At 68.4% G+C, this 16,312-nt stretch carries 13 protein-coding genes and 4 pseudogenes; 8 read left to right on the forward strand and 9 right to left on the reverse strand.

Annotation, left to right across the window (positions count from 1 at the left end; all coding sequences use genetic code 11):
* Positions 1-67 precede the first annotated feature (67 nt).
* Positions 68-952 (forward strand): dienelactone hydrolase family protein, encoded by an 885-nt coding sequence (locus ACFJGX_RS26735; protein WP_382323220.1) that lies wholly within the window; start codon positions 68-70, stop codon positions 950-952.
* Between the two features lie 80 nt (positions 953-1,032).
* On the opposite strand, the gene ACFJGX_RS26740 is transcribed toward ACFJGX_RS26735, so the two are convergent.
* The 7 genes and pseudogenes from ACFJGX_RS26740 to ACFJGX_RS26770 form a co-directional block, all read right to left on the reverse strand.
* Positions 1,033-1,317: a hypothetical protein gene (locus ACFJGX_RS26740; protein WP_382327419.1), complete on the reverse strand. Its 285-nt coding sequence runs from the start codon at positions 1,315-1,317 to the stop codon at positions 1,033-1,035.
* A 26-nt stretch (positions 1,318-1,343) separates the two neighbouring features.
* A complete protein-coding gene (locus ACFJGX_RS26745) occupies positions 1,344-1,970 on the reverse strand; it encodes an MFS transporter (RefSeq protein WP_382327421.1) in 627 nt (208 codons plus the stop codon).
* 70 nt (positions 1,971-2,040) lie between these two features.
* Positions 2,041-2,919: pseudogene (locus ACFJGX_RS26750) on the reverse strand (MFS transporter); the annotation flags it as partial.
* 112 nt (positions 2,920-3,031) lie between these two features.
* On the reverse strand, positions 3,032-5,674 hold the full coding sequence (gene tssI, locus ACFJGX_RS26755) for a type VI secretion system tip protein TssI/VgrG (protein WP_382323217.1): 2,643 nt from the start codon (positions 5,672-5,674) through the stop codon (positions 3,032-3,034).
* A 77-nt stretch (positions 5,675-5,751) separates the two neighbouring features.
* Positions 5,752-6,264, reverse strand: a complete 513-nt coding sequence (locus ACFJGX_RS26760; protein WP_382327423.1) for a DUF2845 domain-containing protein — start codon at positions 6,262-6,264, stop codon at positions 5,752-5,754.
* An 82-nt stretch (positions 6,265-6,346) separates the two neighbouring features.
* Positions 6,347-6,976: a response regulator gene (locus tag ACFJGX_RS26765; RefSeq protein ID WP_382161880.1), complete on the reverse strand. Its 630-nt coding sequence runs from the start codon at positions 6,974-6,976 to the stop codon at positions 6,347-6,349.
* On the reverse strand, positions 6,954-8,102 hold the full coding sequence (locus ACFJGX_RS26770) for a response regulator (RefSeq protein ID WP_382161883.1): 1,149 nt from the start codon (positions 8,100-8,102) through the stop codon (positions 6,954-6,956). Before ACFJGX_RS26770 ends, ACFJGX_RS26765 begins: the two co-directional genes overlap by 23 nt.
* 159 nt (positions 8,103-8,261) lie before the next feature.
* Here ACFJGX_RS26770 and ACFJGX_RS26775 point away from each other — a divergent pair.
* From ACFJGX_RS26775 to ACFJGX_RS26800, 6 genes and pseudogenes are all read left to right on the forward strand, one after another.
* A pseudogene (locus ACFJGX_RS26775) lies at positions 8,262-8,704 on the forward strand (hypothetical protein).
* A gap of 61 nt (positions 8,705-8,765) precedes the next feature.
* Positions 8,766-9,128, forward strand: a complete 363-nt coding sequence (locus ACFJGX_RS26780) for a response regulator (RefSeq protein ID WP_291113599.1) — start codon at positions 8,766-8,768, stop codon at positions 9,126-9,128.
* A gap of 40 nt (positions 9,129-9,168) precedes the next feature.
* The gene (locus tag ACFJGX_RS26785; RefSeq protein ID WP_382323214.1) at positions 9,169-11,298 is read left to right on the forward strand and encodes a chemotaxis protein CheA; all 2,130 of its coding nucleotides are present in this window, start codon (positions 9,169-9,171) and stop codon (positions 11,296-11,298) included.
* 57 nt (positions 11,299-11,355) lie between these two features.
* Positions 11,356-12,247: pseudogene (locus ACFJGX_RS26790) on the forward strand (CheR family methyltransferase).
* 41 nt (positions 12,248-12,288) lie between these two features.
* Positions 12,289-12,894, forward strand: a complete 606-nt coding sequence (gene cheD / locus ACFJGX_RS26795) for a chemoreceptor glutamine deamidase CheD (protein WP_382325873.1) — start codon at positions 12,289-12,291, stop codon at positions 12,892-12,894.
* Between the two features lie 13 nt (positions 12,895-12,907).
* Positions 12,908-14,006, forward strand: a pseudogene (locus ACFJGX_RS26800) (chemotaxis response regulator protein-glutamate methylesterase).
* 4 nt (positions 14,007-14,010) lie between these two features.
* Here ACFJGX_RS26800 and ACFJGX_RS26805 read toward each other — a convergent pair.
* A complete protein-coding gene (locus ACFJGX_RS26805) occupies positions 14,011-14,748 on the reverse strand; it encodes a hypothetical protein (protein WP_382323212.1) in 738 nt (245 codons plus the stop codon).
* Between the two features lie 142 nt (positions 14,749-14,890).
* Complete coding sequence (locus ACFJGX_RS26810; RefSeq protein WP_382323211.1) at positions 14,891-15,403, reverse strand: cupin domain-containing protein; 513 nt, start codon at positions 15,401-15,403, stop codon at positions 14,891-14,893.
* 104 nt (positions 15,404-15,507) lie between these two features.
* On the opposite strand from ACFJGX_RS26810, the gene ACFJGX_RS26815 reads away from it, so the two are divergent.
* The gene (locus ACFJGX_RS26815; protein WP_382323210.1) at positions 15,508-16,077 is read left to right on the forward strand and encodes a DUF2889 domain-containing protein; all 570 of its coding nucleotides are present in this window, start codon (positions 15,508-15,510) and stop codon (positions 16,075-16,077) included.
* Positions 16,078-16,312: the final 235 nt, after the last annotated feature.

Raw genomic sequence — 16,312 nt, forward strand, 5'->3', positions numbered from 1 at the left:
CAGACACTGGCAGTGTAGCGCCGGCCTTGGTGCAATCAAGGCCCTTCCATCTCCAGAGAGCCAGGACATGCCTCACCCGAATCTGACCGAACACGACGCCCTCGACGATTTCGAGGCGCGCGAGATCATGCTGGATGGCGTCACCAAGCGCGTGCATGTGGCCGGCCATGGGCCGGCGGTGATCGTCATGACCGAGATGCCGGGCATCAGCCCGCACGTGGCCCGCTTCGCGCGCTGGGTGCGCGACGCGGGTTTCACGGTTTACATGCCGTCGCTGTTCGGGGTGGACGGCGCGGTGCCCGAGGCCGAAGCGGGCATGGCCGTGATGCAGCGCGCCTGTGTGAGCGCGGAGTTCCGCGCGTTCGCCAACCGCAAGGGGCCCAACCAAGCCAGCCCGGTGACGCGCTGGCTGAGGCTGCTGGCCCGGCACGCGCACGAGGCTTGCGGCGGCCCAGGCGTGGGCGCCATCGGCATGTGCTTCACCGGCAATTTCGCGCTCACGATGATGCTGGAGCCGTCGATGCTGGCGCCCGTGCTGTCGCAGCCTTCGCTGCCGCTGGACGACCCGGCCAGCCTGGAGATCGGGCCCGAGGACCTGGCCGAGGTGCGCTCGCGCCTGGAGCGCGAGGACCTCACGGTGATGGCCTACCGCTTCGCGGGCGACAAGTTCTGCAAGGCCGAGCGCTTCAAGGCCTACGAAGCCGCGCTGGGCCCGCGCTTCGTGGCGCGGGTGCTGCCCGACAGCGCCGCCAACCGGACGGCCCTGCCCCCGTTCTTCGAGCAGGTGGTGAACAGCCCGCACAGCGTGGTGACGGCGCACCTGATCGATGAGGCCGGCCAGCCCACCCTCGCGGCGCGCGACGAGATCCTGGCCTTCTTCACGCAGCGGCTCAGGAATCCCGGCAGTAGCCCTCGCCCGCTCGAACCGTCAGGCAGTTCTTCTTCTCGCTGAGCCACTTCATCCCGGTCTCGGCGCCGTCGGTGGCGCGCAAGGATTCCTTCACGCCGTCGCGCTCGAACTCGATGCGCGCATCACCCGCCGCCTTGCCCGGGAACGTGCGGGGGCCGTCGAGGTTGCGGATGGTCACCTCGTACTGCGCAACCGCTGCCCGCGAGCTGGAGGTAGGTGCCTTCAGGCCCGTTCCATTGGCCCAGCCAGGCATCGGTGGCCGGAGCGGGCGCAGCAGGTGTGGGCGCAGGTGCCGGCGCGGCCGGGGCACTCGCGCCGGCCGCTGGCGCGGCTGCGGGCGTGCGGTCCTGGCAGGCGGCCAGGGCGACGGCGATCGCGGCCATGCAGGCGAGGTGTGGGAACTTCATGGTGTGCCTTTCGGTGGGGCGCCGGATCAACGTTCGGCGATGTAGTGCGACATGCGCGCGCTCTCGCCCTCGGCCAGGAAGGCGCGCACCTCGGTCTCGATCGCGCGGTCGGCCACGGTGGCGCGCGCGCGCTGGTGCAGGTAATCGGCCCAGGAGGTGACGATGAAGCGCTCCACATAACGCGAGGGTTCACCCAGGTCCTTGTAGACGCGCCAGAACGTGGCGCCGTCGCGGCGGCGCGGCGCCTTCATCTGGGCGATGGTGTCGAGAAAGGCCTCGTCCACACCGGGGCGGATGCGGTAGCCCACCTCCACCGCGATCGGTCCGGACTCGGGGCTGGGCTCGGCCTCCACGAAGAGCTCGTCCCACGGCGTGCCCTGGGTCACTTCGTGGTCCGCGCCCACGCGCAAGGGGAAGGGGCGCGCCAGCAGCAGGCCCGCGGCCATGAGCACGCCGGCCGCGGCGAGCGCGGCGGTGAGGCCCGCGATGTCGGACACCGCGCCCCAGAAGGCCGAACCGATGGCGAACGCACCGAGCGCGGAGACGATGTGCAGCGCCACCGCGCGCGAGCGCACCCAGGGCGGCGCGCTGGCCTGGGTGGCGGTGTTGAAGGTGGACATGGTGGCCATCCAGGCCGCGCCGCCGAACGCCATGCGCCACGTACACCACCGCCGGCACACGCACCCAGGCAGCCACCAGCATCACGGCGGCGAACACCACGCAGGCCACGGCCACGATGGCGTCGAGCGAGAAACGCGCGCGCAGCCGGCCGATGACCAGGCCCGAAGCCACCGCCCCGGTGCCCAGGCAGCCCATGAGCAGGCCGAAGCCTTCGGCGCCGGTGCCCAGCTGGCGCTGCGCGATCACGGGCAGCAGGGCCCAGAGCGCCGAGCCGGCCGCGCTGAACGCCATCACCCGCACCAGCTGCGCCAGGATGATGCGCGAGTGCCAGGCGAAACGCAGGCCACTGAGCGTGCCACCCCACAGGCGCTCGGCCGGCAGGCTGGACGGCGGGTGCGCGCGCGGCGGCCAGCGGCGGATCGACTCCCACATCACCACCGTGGTGAACACCGTGACCACGAACACCCAGCCCGCGCCCAGGCGCGCGAACAGCAGGCCGGCCAGCGTGGGGCCGATGGCGCGCGCGGCGTTGTAGGCGATGCCGATGGCGGTGATGGCCTGCGGCCACTCGGGGCGCGGCACCGGGTCGACCACCGAGGAATTCCAGGCCGGCGTGAGCACCGCCGTGCAGCAGCCGCAGACGAAAACCAGGAACAGCACCGAGGCGGGCCCACCCCAGCCCGCCAGCACCAGCCCGGCCAGCAGCACGCTCGCGCCCACCTGGGCGATCAGCGCGCCCGAGATCAGGCGGCGGCGGTCGGTGGTGTCGGCCAGCACCCCGGCGGGCAACGCCAGCAGGAACATGGGCAGGAACACCGCCGTCTGCACCAGCGCGGCCAAGAAGGAGGAGCCGGTGAGCTCGACCATGAGCCAGGCGGCGGCCATGGTCTGCATGCCACTGCCGATGAAGAACACCGCGCCGCAGATCCAGAGCCCCCGGAAAGCGGGTTGGCGAAGCGGGCTCCAGATGGATGTGGACATGGCCCATTATTCCGCAGCCCTGCGTCCTGGGCGCCTGTCAGGTTGAGTGCCCTGCCTTTTCGACCGTGTCCATGGCGGCCAGATTCATCGACTGGTGCTCCGCGGGCAACCATTAAGTCTGCGGCCCGTACTGGAACAACTGCCGCTCCTCGGGCGTGATCTCTTCGGTCTTGACGCCCGGCCAATGGGTAAACGGCTCCAGCTCGAAGCGCTGGGTCTTGCCCACCGGCAGTGGCAGGCGCACATCGCCCTTGACCAGCCAGGCCGTGACGCGGCTGAAGTCCTCGTTCACGTTCACTTCCACCCGAGCCATGTCCGCATCGCCCGGCAGGTAGTCGTTGTCCTCCAGCGTGCGCTTCGGGAACAGCTCGTCGAACGCCGCTCGCACTTCGCTCAGGTCGGATTCGCTCACCGCCCGCTCGCGCAGGGAGAAGCTCAACCACAAATGGTGCCGCTTGCCTTGCAGATCGTGGAACCAGAACTTGGCCGTGTCAGGAATGCCGCGCATGCGGTGGATCTGGGTGTAGGTCGCCATCTCCCACTGGCCCACCGTCTCGGCTTCGGCGTTGCCCTGGTAACTCTCCAGCTCGGTCACGCGCGACACATTGCCCGTCATCGCGTGCCGCCACGGGAACTTCACGCGGATGTGCCGCATGTACCACATGGCGTCGGGACGCCAGCCGGCGTCGATGCGCGCGATGGTCTCTGGCTTGAGCCGGTCCAGCATCAGGCGGCGGTCTTCGCTCTCGGTGAGCGTGAATGTGCCCCCTGGCAGGCTGGCGTTGTAGCTCTTGCGGGTGATGCCGTGCAGCACCACGGCACGGTACTTCGCCAACTCCACCTGACTGCCCAGGCCGGCGGCCCAGAGCATCACGTGGCCGTCGGGCGCCACGCCAATGCGCACGTCGTCATAGCGCGGCCTGACCTTACCGTAGGTTACGTTCTTGGCGACGATGGGCGACAACTGGATGAACAGATCGAAGATGCGGCGCAGCGGCAACTCGGCATCGAGCTGGTAGAAGCGGTCTTCGAGATAGTCGTAGTACTTCAATCGCAGTATCTTGGGCAGGCGTGCGCCGCTTTCGCTGATGGCGCTCATGCCCCTGCTGCCCGCGCCCCAGGCTGCGCCGAAGCCGGTGTAGAACCTGGCCACGGTCTGGCCCTCGGCATCCTTCATCCAGTTGTCACCCGTCAAGGTGGTCACATCGCTCTGGCCTCGTGGCTCGATGTCGATGCCGTAGCTACAGAACGTGACGTGCCACTTCATGGTGGCGGTCTCGGGAGTGGTGTTGCGCATGAAGAGTCCTTTGAACAGTTGCCCGTACCGGTCCCAGGGGAACTGGACCTTGATGCGCCCCAGGGCATCGGTGTGCAGGTGGGATTCGGCCGTCTGATCTTCCGGACCCACCACCAGCGCGCTCTCGGGGCCTCCCGTGCGCGGCTTGCGCTGGCTCGCCTCGGGCCTGAGCGCCTCGGTGCTGGGCTGCACCTCGAAGCCGACCTGCACGCGCCACTGCCCGCTCAGGCGCTGGGCGGGCGTCAGCGCCTGGGGGATGACCGGGCTGAACGCCCCGCGCTGCGTGTCCTCCCCCACGTTCTCGATCAGCAGGTGGGTCTGCAGGGTGAGGTATTCGGTGTTGGCGCTCTCGTGCGGGTGGCCCGTGAGGTGGAAGCTGCAGCCGGGCACGATGCCGCGCACGTGGCCCAGGCCCCGCGCCCGCTGCCCGCCCTGGCGCAGCGCCTGCTGCCTCAGCCGCGCCAGGTGGGCCCCCTGCGCCTCGGTCTGGTTCGCCTCCTTCTGCGCCCCCGCGTTGGGCTGGCTGTGGTCGCTGCCGGTGATCCCGGGTTGGCCGTGCGCGGCGGCTCGATCTCCTCGCCACAGGTACACCTCCTGGTTCGCGTGCCCGGTCTGCCTGGGCCCCTGGGCGTTGACCTCGAGCAGCGCCCCGGGGCGCGTGTAGTCGAAGTCCCGGCTGGCGTAGCGCCCGCTGGTCAGGCGCTGCACCGGGCTGAAGCCGTGGATGTACTCCCGGTCGATCTTGTGGCCCAGCGGGTAATACGGGATGCGGTGGTAGGGGCTGGCTCCGGGCTCCAGCCCGGGCTGCACCGCCTGGAACGCGCCGTTGTGGTCGCTCCAGATCAGCCGGTGCACCCCGGCGCTGTGCTCGAAGTGGTGGTTGATGCCCCATTCCTGCATCAGGCGGCTGACGAATTCGTAGTCGCTCTCGTTGTACTGCACCGTGTAGTCGCGCCGCGGGTAGCGCTCGATCAGGCGCTTGTCCGCCGCGAACGGGTACTCCCCCAGCACCGCCTCGATGATCTCCACCGGGCTCTGGTCCTGGAAGACCTTGCAGTCGGTGCTCAGCGTGGCCAGGTGCAGCCAGGGCCGAAGGGTGAACTCCACCAAGGCGTGGCGCCCGGACTCGCCGATGTACCGGGCTTCGGTGATCAGGCCCGAGATCTCCCGCACCCCTGCGCCCTGGTTGGCCCCGGCGCCCCCGGGCACCCCGGGCACGAAGCTGCCCTGGCCTTCGAGTTCGAGGCAGCAGGTCAGCTCTCGGCCGATGAAGCGGTTGAGGTCGAGATGATTCCCACCACCGCCTTCCGCGCTCTGCAGCACCAGCCGGTACTCGAACAGCGTGTTGAGGCCCTCCTCGCCTTCGAGCTTCAGGGGCTCCAGCAAGGGAACACCGTTCACCTCGGGAATCGCCGCGCTTCGGATCGTCAGCCCACGCCGGGGGGTCGATGGGGTCATGGCAGTCCTCCTGAATGTTCTCGTTGAGATGGCGACGCATGCTCGGCCACCCTCAACGATTCATCCAAGGTCGGACTTCACTGGATTGACTTTCCTCCAAGCCTTGCCACCTGGAAGACACCGCGTCCTGCTCCAAAAATCCGACCACTCAATCCACCAAAACCGCACCTCATGGCAAGCCCCTTGCACCAGCCTCCTGTGGGTCGGACGCAGCAACCCCTCATCGCGTTGCGAGGAAGCGACGGATCACCAGGCAGACAGGGGAAGGCAGCGACTGAGCGCGGCGTGTGGCCGTAGGTAATGGAGAGCACCACGCCCGAGCGCAGGCGCACCGTGGCGAACAGGTTGCCGGGGCCCCGGTCGTACAGCCATTCCTCGGTGACCTGGCAGGGCAGGATGCGGCTGGCGTAGGGTTCGGGCACCGGGTAGTAGTGGGGGTTCTGGTAGAGCGGCGCGCAGTAGGTGTCGGTCAGCACGGGTTGGCCGCACTTGGCCATCAGCGAGAGTTTCGAATCGCCTTCGGCCGCGATGCCGCCGGCGCAGCGCAACGATTCCGCGCGTGCCGGGGTCGCACCAACCAGCAAGGCCACGAGCAGCCCCAGGCCCGCCAGCCACCGCCAGCCCGGCAGGGTCGAGGGCGGTCGAGCAGCTGGGGCGAACATGGCGGGCGGGCTACACGATGCCGTTGCGGATCGCGTAGACGGTGAGTTCGGCGTTGTTCGCCAGGTGCAGCTTTTCCAGCACGCGCGCGCGGTACACGCTCACGGTCTTGGGGCTGAGCATGAGTTCTTCGGCGATGTCCGAGAGCTTCTTGCCCGAGGCGATCTTCTGCAGGGTCTGCAGTTCGCGCTCGGACAGGCTGGCGTGCAGCTCCTCGCTTTCGGGGGCGTTGAGCGTGTCCACCAGCATCTGCGCCACGTCGGGCGTCACGTACTTGCGGCCCTGCATCACGGTGCGGATGGCGGCCACCAGCTCGGCCGGCTCGCCGGCCTTGTTCAGGTAGCCGCGCGCGCCCGCGCGCAGGCAGCGGATGGCGTACTGGTCTTCCGGGTACATGGAGACCACCAGGGTCTTGACGGTGGAGCCCTCTTCCTTGAGCGTGCCCAGCACCTCCAGGCCACCGCGCCCGGGCATGTTCAGATCGAGCACGAGCACGTCGCACTCGACCTTGCGCATCAGGTCGCGCAGTTCGGGGTAGCTGCCGGCCTCGCCGACCACCTGGATGTCGGTGGCTTCCGAAATGGTGTCGCGGATGCCGCGCCGCACCATGGCGTGGTCGTCACACAAAATCACCTTGATCATGGGGTTCCTCGTCGGCCTGCGCCGCATTGTCCGGGTTGCTGGAAGTCTGCAAGGGTATCGACAGAATGACCGAGGTGCCGCGGGGCGAGGAACTCACGTCGAGCCAGCCGCCCACCTTGACGGCACGCTCGCGCAGGCCCAGCAGGCCGAAGGACTTGGCCTTGCGCAGGGCCTGGGCGTCCAGGCCCTTGCCGTTGTCGGTCACTTCGAGGGTGAGCACGCCTTCGCGGTCGCTCAGGTCGATGTCGACCGAGCTGGCCTCGGCGTGCTTCTGCACGTTGGTCATGGCCTCCTGCGCGGTGCGGTAGGCCACCAGCTGGAATTCGCGCGGCACGTCCAGCGTCTCGGACGAGCGCCGCACCACCACCCGCAGGCCGGTGCGCCGCTCGAAGCCCGAGGCCAGCCAGAGCACGGCGGCGACCAGGCCCTGGTCGAGGATGGGCGGGCGCAGGTTCATCATGATGCGCTGGCTCGCGCCCAGGGCGTGCTGCAGCATCTCCATGGCCGAGCCCAGGTGGCGCTGCACGTCGCCCTGCTCCACGTGCCGGCCGACCCAGGCCAGGTCGAGCTTGACGGCGGCGAGCGCGCCGCCGATGTCGTCGTGGATCTCGCGCGCGATGTCGGCGCGTTCCTGTTCGATGCTGGTCTGCAGGTGCTCGGCCAGTTCGGCCAGGCGGCGGCGCGATTCGGCCAGTTCGGCGTCGGCCGCGGCCTTGGCGCGGCGGGTTTCGCTGATCTCGATGGCGCGCTCGATCACGTGCGACAGGCGGTGCATGCTGTCCTTGAGCAGGTAATCGCTCACGCCCCGGTGCATCACGTCGACCGCCGCCGTTTCACCAATGGCACCGGAGAGGATGACGAACGGGATCTCCAGCTTCATCGCCCGCACCTCGTCCCAGGCGTCCATGCCGGTGAAGCCGGGCAGGTGGTAGTCGGCCAGCACGATGTCGTAGTGGGCGCTCTGCAGCTCGCGGCGGAAGTCCTCCAGCGTGTCCACCAGCACCACCTCGCTGGCGAGCTGGCTGCGCTGCAGGGCGAATTTCACGAGCGCGTGGTCCACCCGCGAATCCTCCAGGTGAAGGATGCGGACAAAGCGCTTGTCCGGGGTTGGAGACGGTCCGCTCATTCTGGTGTTCTCGGGGGATGAATGCCACTTTGCACCCAGGGCTGGGCCGGCAACGCGGAAATTGGTGCTGAATTCGGCCCGTTATCTGTCGATACAGGGTCGGACAGCTGTCGAAAATTGTAATACCCACCCCAGTAGCCGAGCGCCTCACCACCCACCATGGAACTACCGACGATGCAGCAGACCCCGCCGTCTGTCTCCCTGCCCGTGAATCTGGTGGCCGACCTCCAGGATTCGCTGCTCATGGCCATGACGGACCTGCAGCGGCTCGAAGGCCTGCTCGACCACGCCACCAGCAACCTGCTGGAGCGTTTTGGTTCGGCCAACCAGGCCCTGGGCCACCTCAGCGCCGAACGGGGCGAGGAGTTCGGCCCGATCCGCCAGAGCCTGCACCAGGCCGTGACCGAATTGCAGTTCCACGACATGCCACCCAGCTGATCGTGCACACCGGCAAGGTGCTGCAGAGCTGCGCCTGGCGCCTGGCCGACCAGACCATGGAGCCCGAGGAAGGCGAGGTGCCGATGGACATCGACCCCATGCCCGAGCGCCCCAGCCCGGTGACCCAAAGCGAGATGGACGCCGGGTCCATCGACTTGTTCTGAGCACAGGCCGATTCAAGCCTTTGCCCCAATTGCCGATATTTGATTCCAAACGGAGTAAGCCATGCGATCGATTCTTGCCGTAGACGACTCGGCGTCCATGCGAAAAATGGTGTCCTTCACCCTCACCGGGGCGGGCTACCACGTGGTCGAGGCCGTGGACGGTCAGGACGCCTGGGAAAAAGCCCAGACGCACAGCATCGACCTGGTGCTGACCGACCAGAACATGCCCAACATGGACGGGCTGGGCCTCACGCGCAAGCTGCGTGAGCACCCCAAGTTCAAGTCCGTGCCCATCCTGATCCTGACCACCGAGTCCAGCGACCAGATGAAGCAGCTCGGCCGCGCGGCCGGTGCCACCGGGTGGTTGGTCAAGCCTTTCGATCCGGGCCGCCTGATCGAAGTGATCCAGAAAGTCATCCGCTGATTGAAACGCGCTGCCCAAGAAGCGGCCAAGGAGAACCCCGATGGGTGAAATGATGAACGAAGGCCAGAACCTCGGTAACGACATCGATCTGAGCCAGTTCTATTCGATCTTTTTCGAAGAAGCCGGCGAGAACCTCGACCAGATGGAGCAGATGCTGCTCGCGCTCGACCTGGAGAAGGCCGACGACGAGGAGCTCAACGCCATCTTCCGCTGCGCGCACTCGATCAAGGGCGGTGCCGCCACCTTCGGCTTTGCCGACGTGGCCGAACTCACGCACCAGATGGAGTCGCTGCTGGACAAGCTGCGCCGCCATGAACTGACGCCCACGGCCGCCATGGTGGACGTGCTGCTGGAATCCTCCGACGCGCTGCGCGGCCTGCTGGGCGCCCACCAGGGCCGGGGCGTCGAGCCCCCCGCCACGGCCGACTTGGTCGCGCGCATCAGCGTGCTGGCCCACGGCGAGGACGCCGAAGTCGAAGAAGAAGCCCCCGCGCCGGCCCCCGTGGTGGTCGCGGCGCCCGCTCCCGTGGCCGCCCCGGCGCCGGCCCCCGCACGCAAGGCCGCCAAGGTCGAGCGCGAGCTGGAAATCCACATCGGCCCGCTGGAGAACCCGGCCTCGGCCGACGGCATCGCCGAGCTGTTCCGCGACATTCCGGGCCTGGGCACGGTCGAGGCCCTGCCCTGCGACCTGAGCACGCGCCGCGTCTGGCGCGCCCGCACCTCGGCCAGCGACAGCGACCTGATGGACCTGTTCACCTTCCACGTGGGCAAGGACGACATCCGCATCGTCGAGCAACAGGCCCAACCGGCCGCACCGAACATCACCATCGGCGAAGACGGCGAGCCCATGGGCACCGGCCACCCGAACCCGACCACCGAAGGCCGCGACTACGGCTTCTTCGAAGGCGCTCCCGGCGTGCCGGTGCGCGCCGCCGCCACCGCCGAGGGTGCCACCCCGAAGGCCACCCCCAAGGTGGAGGCCCGCGCCGCCGCCGGTGCCGGCCTCGAATCGAGCACGCTGCGCGTCTCGGTGAGCAAGGTGGACCAGCTCATCAACCTGGTGGGCGAACTCGTCATCACCCAGGCCATGCTCGCGCAGAAGAGCCGCGAACTCGACGACAAGGACAACCAGCCCCTGCTGGCCGGCCTGGCCGACCTGGACCGCAACACCCGCGACCTGCAGGAAGCGGTGATGTCGATCCGCATGATCCCCATGTCCGTGGTGTTCAACCGCTTCCCGCGCATGCTGCGCGACCTCGCCACCAAGCTGGGCAAGAAGGTCGAGCTGGTCACGCAGGGCGAATCGACCGAACTCGACAAGGGCCTGGTGGAGAAGATCACCGACCCGCTGACCCACCTGATCCGCAACAGCTGCGACCACGGCATCGAGATGCCGGAGGAGCGCCGCGCCAAGGGCAAGAGCGAAAACGGCACGATCACGCTGTCGGCCACGCACGAAGGCGGCTCGATCCTGATCGAGGTGCGCGACGACGGCAAGGGCCTCTCGCGCGAGAAGCTGCTGCGCAAGGCGCGCGAGAAGGGCATCGACGCACCCGACACGCTGACCGACACCGAGGTCTGGAACCTGATCTTCGCGCCCGGTTTCTCCACCGCCGAGGAAGTAACCGACGTGTCCGGCCGAGGTGTGGGGATGGACGTGGTCAAGAAGAACATCGCCGCGCTCAACGGCACGGTGGAGATCGATTCGGCCGAAGGCTTCGGCATGCGCGTCTCGGTGCGCCTGCCGCTCACGCTGGCCATCATGGACGGCATGTCGGTGCGCGTGAGCGACGAGGTGTACATCCTGCCGCTGTCCAACGTGATCGAGTCTTTCCAGATCAAGCCGAGCGACATCAACACCATGGCGCAGGGCGCCCAGGTGGTGAAGGTGCGCGACGAATACATGCCCGTGGTCGAACTCGAGCGCGTGTTCCAGGTGCCGCGTTTCGAGTTCAACGGCACCAGCCCCATCATGGTGGTGGTGGAGGCCGAAGGCTCGCGCGTGGCGCTGATGGTCGACGAACTGCTGGGCCAGCAACAGGTGGTGATCAAGAACCTGGAGTCCAACTACCGCAAGGTGCCCAACGTCTCGGGCGCCACCATCCTGGGCGACGGCAAGGTCGCGCTGATCCTGGACACCTCCGGCCTGGTGCGCCGCTCACGCCACTGACCTGAGTCCTTTCGCCCCGCTGCCTGGCGCCCCCCGCTTTTCCTCAGTCAGGACCCCATGCTGCTGCAGACCACGCCCCCGAAGCGCTCCCCCTTGCCCACGGGCCGGGCGAGCGCGCCCGCACCCGAAGACGGCCCCCTGACCGAAGGCCGAGAATTCGTCTGGTCCAACGACGACTTCACGCGCATCAAGGCCCTGATCTACAAGAAGGCCGGCATCAGCCTGCACGACGGCAAACACGCCATGGTCTACAGCCGCGTCTCGCGCCGCCTGCGCGAGACCGGTCACGACAGTTTCAAGACCTACCTTGACTGGCTGGAGCAGCACGACGGCGCCGAGTGGCAGGAGTTCATCAACGCGCTGACCACCAACCTCACCGCGTTCTTTCGCGAATCGCACCACTTCGGCATCCTGAACGACCTGCTGGCCGCCAAACGCACGCAGGCCTGGCGCATCTGGTGCTCGGCCGCCTCCACCGGCGAGGAGCCCTACTCCATCGCCATGACGGCCACCGAGGCGCTGGGGGCTTCAGGCTCATTCCAGATCGTCAACAGCGACATCGACACCAAGGTGCTGCGCCACCGCGCAGCGCGGCATCTACAAGGCCGACGGCGTCAAGGGCCTGAGCCCCGAGCGCCTGCAGCGCTTCTTCATGCGCGGCAAGGCGGGCAACGCCGGCCTGATGCGCGTGAAGCCCGAGCTGCAGAAGCACATGGAATTCCTGAGCGTCAACCTGATCGAGAACCTGCCGTTCCGCGAACCCTTCGACGTGGTGTTCTGCCGCAACGTGATGATCTACTTCGACGCCGCCACGCAGCGCGCCGTGCTCGAGCGCATCCACCGCGTGATGAAGCCCGGCGGCATGCTGTTCGTGGGCCACGCGGAGAACTTCAGCGACGCCCGCAACCTCTTCGCCCTGCGCGGAAAGACCGTGTATGAGCGCATTTGACGCCGTGCGCGACGCGCCCGTCCGCGGGCACGACATCCCGGCTGGACGCCCTCAGAGGGCGCCCCACCAAGCCGGGCGAGGCCAGCTTCTTCTACCAGGACCACCACTTCAAGCACGACGCGGTGAAGGTCCTGCCGGGCGAGTACTACGTGACCGCCGACGACCTGGTGGTGATGACGGTGCTGGGCTCCTGCATCGCCGCCTGCATCTGGGACCCGCGCGTGCGCGTGGGCGGCATGAACCACTTCATGCTGCCCGACGGCGGCAACGATTCGAGCGGGCGCTACGGCTCCTACGCGATGGAACTGCTGATCAACGAGATGATCAAGCTCGGCGCCCGGCGCGAGAGCATGCAGGCCAAGGTATTCGGCGGCGGGCAGGTGATGCACACCTTCACCACCATGAACGTGGGTGAGCGCAACACCGCCTTCGTGCTCGACTACCTGCAGACCGAGCGCATCGCCGTGGTCTCCAAGGACGTGCTCGACATCTACCCGCGCAAGGTGTGTTACTTCCCGGCTACGGGCAAGGCCATGGTCAAGCGCCTGGCGCACTCGCACCCCGAAACCATCGAGACCCAGGAACGCAAGGGCAGCGCGGCCGTCGTGGCCAAGGCCACGGCCGGCGGCTCGGTGGATCTGTTCTAAGGGAGAAAACAACATGGCAAAAATCAAGGTCATCGTGGTCGACGACTCGGCCCTGGTGCGCAGCCTGCTCACCGAAATCATCAACCGCCAGCCCGACATGGCCTGCATCGGCGCGGCCAGCGACCCGCTGGTGGCGCGCGAGATGATCCGCGAACTCAACCCCGACGTGATCACGCTCGACGTGGAAATGCCGCGCATGGACGGCCTGGAGTTCCTCTCGCGGCTGATGCGCCTGCGCCCGATGCCGGTGGTGATGGTCTCCACCCTGACCGAGCAGGGAGCCGAGATCACGCTGCGCGCGCTGGAGATGGGCGCGGTCGATTTCGTCGGCGAAGCCGCGCATCGGCGTGAGCAGCGGCCTGAACGAACTGGCCGGCGACATCGTCGACAAGATCCGCGTGGCCGCCAAGGCCCATGTGAAGCGCCTGGCCGCCGCCCCGGGAACCGCCCAGGCCACGCCCACCGCTGCCGGCCACGCCGCCGAGCCGCCGCGCGCGCCGCTGCCGCGCCTGTCCACCGAAAAGATCATCTGCATCGGTTCGTCCACCGGCGGCACCGAGGCCATCCGCGAGGTGCTGGTGCCCATGCCGGCCGACGCACCGGGCATCGTGATCACCCAGCACATGCCGCCGGGTTTCACCACCAGTTTTGCCAACCGCCTCAACACGCTGTGCCGCATCCGCGTGGCCGAAGCGCGCGACGGCGAGCGCATCCTGCCCGGCCACGCCTACATCGCCCCGGGTGGCCGCCACCTGCGCATCGACCGCAGCGGCTCCAACTACGTGGCCGTGCTGGAAGACACCGAACCCGTGAACCGCCACCGCCCTTCGGTGGAGGTGCTGTTCAAGTCGGCCGCGCGCGTGCTCGGCCCCAACGCCCTGGGCATCATGCTCACCGGCATGGGGGGCGACGGCGCCGCCGCGATGCGCGAGATGAAGGACGCCGGCAGCTACAACTACGTGCAGGACGAGGCCAGCTGCGTGGTGTTCGGCATGCCGCGCATGGCCATCCAGCACGGCGCGGCGCACGAGGTGCTGCCGCTCAACCAGATCGCCAATGCGGTGTTGAACCGGCTGGCCAGCTCGCCCTCGGGCGTGCGGCACCGGATTTGATCGTTCAGACCCGCTCGCTGAGAAGCGTGCCGGCTTCCACCGGCGCGGCGCTGCCGTGGCCGTGTTCGTCGTAGGCCACCAGCTCGGCCATGGCCTCGGGGCCCACGCCATCACCGACCACGTCCAGTTCCACCGCCTCGGCGACCTCGCCGCCTTCGGGCATCACCGGCCAGGGCAGTTGCTCCATCGCCGGCCGGTCCGGGCGGTCCGCTGTCAGGGGCTTGCGCGGGATCATCGAGGCCGTCACCGCCGACAGGTCGGGCGCGGTATCGCTCTGGTTGCCGGGCAGTTCGCTGCCCTTCGCGGGCTCGATGCCCAGCGCGCGGTCCACCACGGCGGCGCTGGCCTCCCACATGCGGGAGAGCACGTTCTGCAGGTGCTCCACCGCCTTCTTGTCCTTGGCCTGGCGCTGTTCGGCCACCTGGGCGGCTTCCTGCTGGGCCTGCCGCTGGGCGGCCACGTCCTGCGGCGCCGCTGGCACACCGGAGGCGCTGCGCGAAGCCGGCAGCGCGGCGGCGTCATCGTCGGTCGCCGCGGCGCGCCCGTCCACGGCCGCGCGGGCGGCGGCAGCGGCCTGCGACGGCGTGGCGGTGCGGCCTTCGCGGCCAAAACCGGTCTGGGCCTTGCCGTCGTTGCCGCCCGCCTGCACGGGCTGCACGGCGGCGACCGGCGACACCGGCGCGACGGCGGTGGACACCGGCGTCGGCCAGGACACGGCAGTGGTGCTCGAAATGTTCAGCATGGGCTTCCCCTCACGGCGGCCACCGGGCGAGACAAGCCCGGTGTTCTTGCCGGGTTTTCGGCCGGGAACACACGAACTTGAGAACTTTCTTCGCCTCCCGGCGCGCGGGGCCGACAGACGGACGGGCCGATGGGCGGCCGCCTCAGACGCCGCCGGTCGGGTGCGTCGGGTCCACCCAGAGCACCTGCTCGGGTTTTTCCACCGGTTCGATGTCCAGGTTGACCGCCACCGCCTGCCCATCGCTGCGGCAGAGCACGCACTCCAGCGCCTCGGTGGGGCTGGCGTTGATTTCCTGGTGCGGCACGTAGGGTGGCACGTAGATGAAGTCGCCCGGGCCCGCCTCGGCGGTGAACTCCAGCTGTTCGCCCCAGCGCATGCGCGCCCGGCCGCGCACCACGTAGATCACGCTCTCCAGCGGGCCGTGGTGGTGGGCGCCGGTCTTGGCATCGGGGTGGATGGTGACGGTGCCGGCCCAGAGTTTCTGTGCGCCCACGCGCGCGAAGTTGATCGCGGCCTTGCGGTCCATGCCCGGGGTGGAGGGCACGTTGCCGTCGAGCTGGTTGCCCGGGATCACGCGCACGCCGTCGTGTTTCCAGTCCGGGTCGGCAGGGTGATCGGGGTCATGGGGCGCGTGGGGATGGTGCTCGTGGGCCATGGCGGGTGTCTCCGAATCGCGGGTCTTGAGTGTGCCAGTCTGCGCGCAAGGGCGCATGGCGGGAAAATGCGGGGTTCGACCCCACGTTGTCCGGAGAAACTGCCTTGCCCTTGCCCACCCCCGCTCCCCGCACGCCCATGCACACCCGGCGCGTCACCTACCAGGGCTTCCGGCGCGACGACGGCCTGTGGGAGGTGGAAGGCGAACTGCACGACAGCAAGCCGCACGACATCGAGATCCACGACGAAGGCCGTTGGCTGGCGGGCGAGCCCATCCACCACATGCGCCTGCGCGTCACCTTCGACGAGGGCATGGTGATCCGCGCGGTCGAGGTCGCGATGGACGCTTTTCCGCACGGTCCGTGTCCCGAGGCCATGCCCAACCTGCAGCGCATGGTGGGTGAGGTGCTGGGGCGCGGTTGGCGCCAGACCATCCAGCGCCACCTGGGCGACGTGCAGGGCTGCACGCATTTGCGGGAGTTGCTGTTCAACCTCGCCACGGCGGCCTTCCAGACCTGCGCGGGCGCGGGTGCGTTCGCGCCCAAGGGCGATGGCCGCCCACCCGCGCACCTGGGCCAGTGCGTGGGCTGGGATTTCAATGGACCGGTGGTGGAGCGGGTGTATCCGATGTTCTTTCGCTGGCAACCGCCGGTCTCGTCGTCTGTGACTTCCTAGCCGCTTCATTCGACTGCATCGCGGGCGCATGGGCCTTTGGCGCTCTGCTCCGCGGGTGTCCCCCGGCGGCTGGTGCCGCCTCCTCCTTTACCCCGCTGCGCAGAACGCCAAAGGCCCATGCGCCAGAAGGGATGCTGGATCGCCCATTCGCCGTGTGCCAATGAGGTCGTCGGTGCCCAGGGGGCGCGGCGCAGCGAAGTGAAGGAGGAGACCCGGCGAAGCCGGGTCGGGGACA

The organism is Hydrogenophaga sp. UC242_50 (genome assembly GCF_042697355.1).
Classification (GTDB): Bacteria; Pseudomonadota; Gammaproteobacteria; order Burkholderiales; family Burkholderiaceae_C; genus Hydrogenophaga.

What these genes read in the sequence shown, in the direction of transcription:
- ACFJGX_RS26735 (WP_382323220.1), top strand. Translation starts at nt 68, where the DNA reads ATGCCTCACCCGAATCTGACCGAACACGACGCCCTCGACGATTTCGAG.
- ACFJGX_RS26740 (WP_382327419.1), bottom strand. Translation starts at nt 1,317, where the DNA reads ATGAAGTTCCCACACCTCGCCTGCATGGCCGCGATCGCCGTCGCCCTG.
- ACFJGX_RS26745 (WP_382327421.1), bottom strand. Translation starts at nt 1,970, where the DNA reads ATGGCGTTCGGCGGCGCGGCCTGGATGGCCACCATGTCCACCTTCAAC.
- tssI (WP_382323217.1), bottom strand. Translation starts at nt 5,674, where the DNA reads ATGACCCCATCGACCCCCCGGCGTGGGCTGACGATCCGAAGCGCGGCG.
- ACFJGX_RS26765 (WP_382161880.1), bottom strand. Translation starts at nt 6,976, where the DNA reads ATGATCAAGGTGATTTTGTGTGACGACCACGCCATGGTGCGGCGCGGC.
- ACFJGX_RS26770 (WP_382161883.1), bottom strand. Translation starts at nt 8,102, where the DNA reads ATGAGCGGACCGTCTCCAACCCCGGACAAGCGCTTTGTCCGCATCCTT.
- ACFJGX_RS26780 (WP_291113599.1), top strand. Translation starts at nt 8,766, where the DNA reads ATGCGATCGATTCTTGCCGTAGACGACTCGGCGTCCATGCGAAAAATG.
- ACFJGX_RS26785 (WP_382323214.1), top strand. Translation starts at nt 9,169, where the DNA reads ATGGGTGAAATGATGAACGAAGGCCAGAACCTCGGTAACGACATCGAT.
- ACFJGX_RS26805 (WP_382323212.1), bottom strand. Translation starts at nt 14,748, where the DNA reads ATGCTGAACATTTCGAGCACCACTGCCGTGTCCTGGCCGACGCCGGTG.
- ACFJGX_RS26810 (WP_382323211.1), bottom strand. Translation starts at nt 15,403, where the DNA reads ATGGCCCACGAGCACCATCCCCACGCGCCCCATGACCCCGATCACCCT.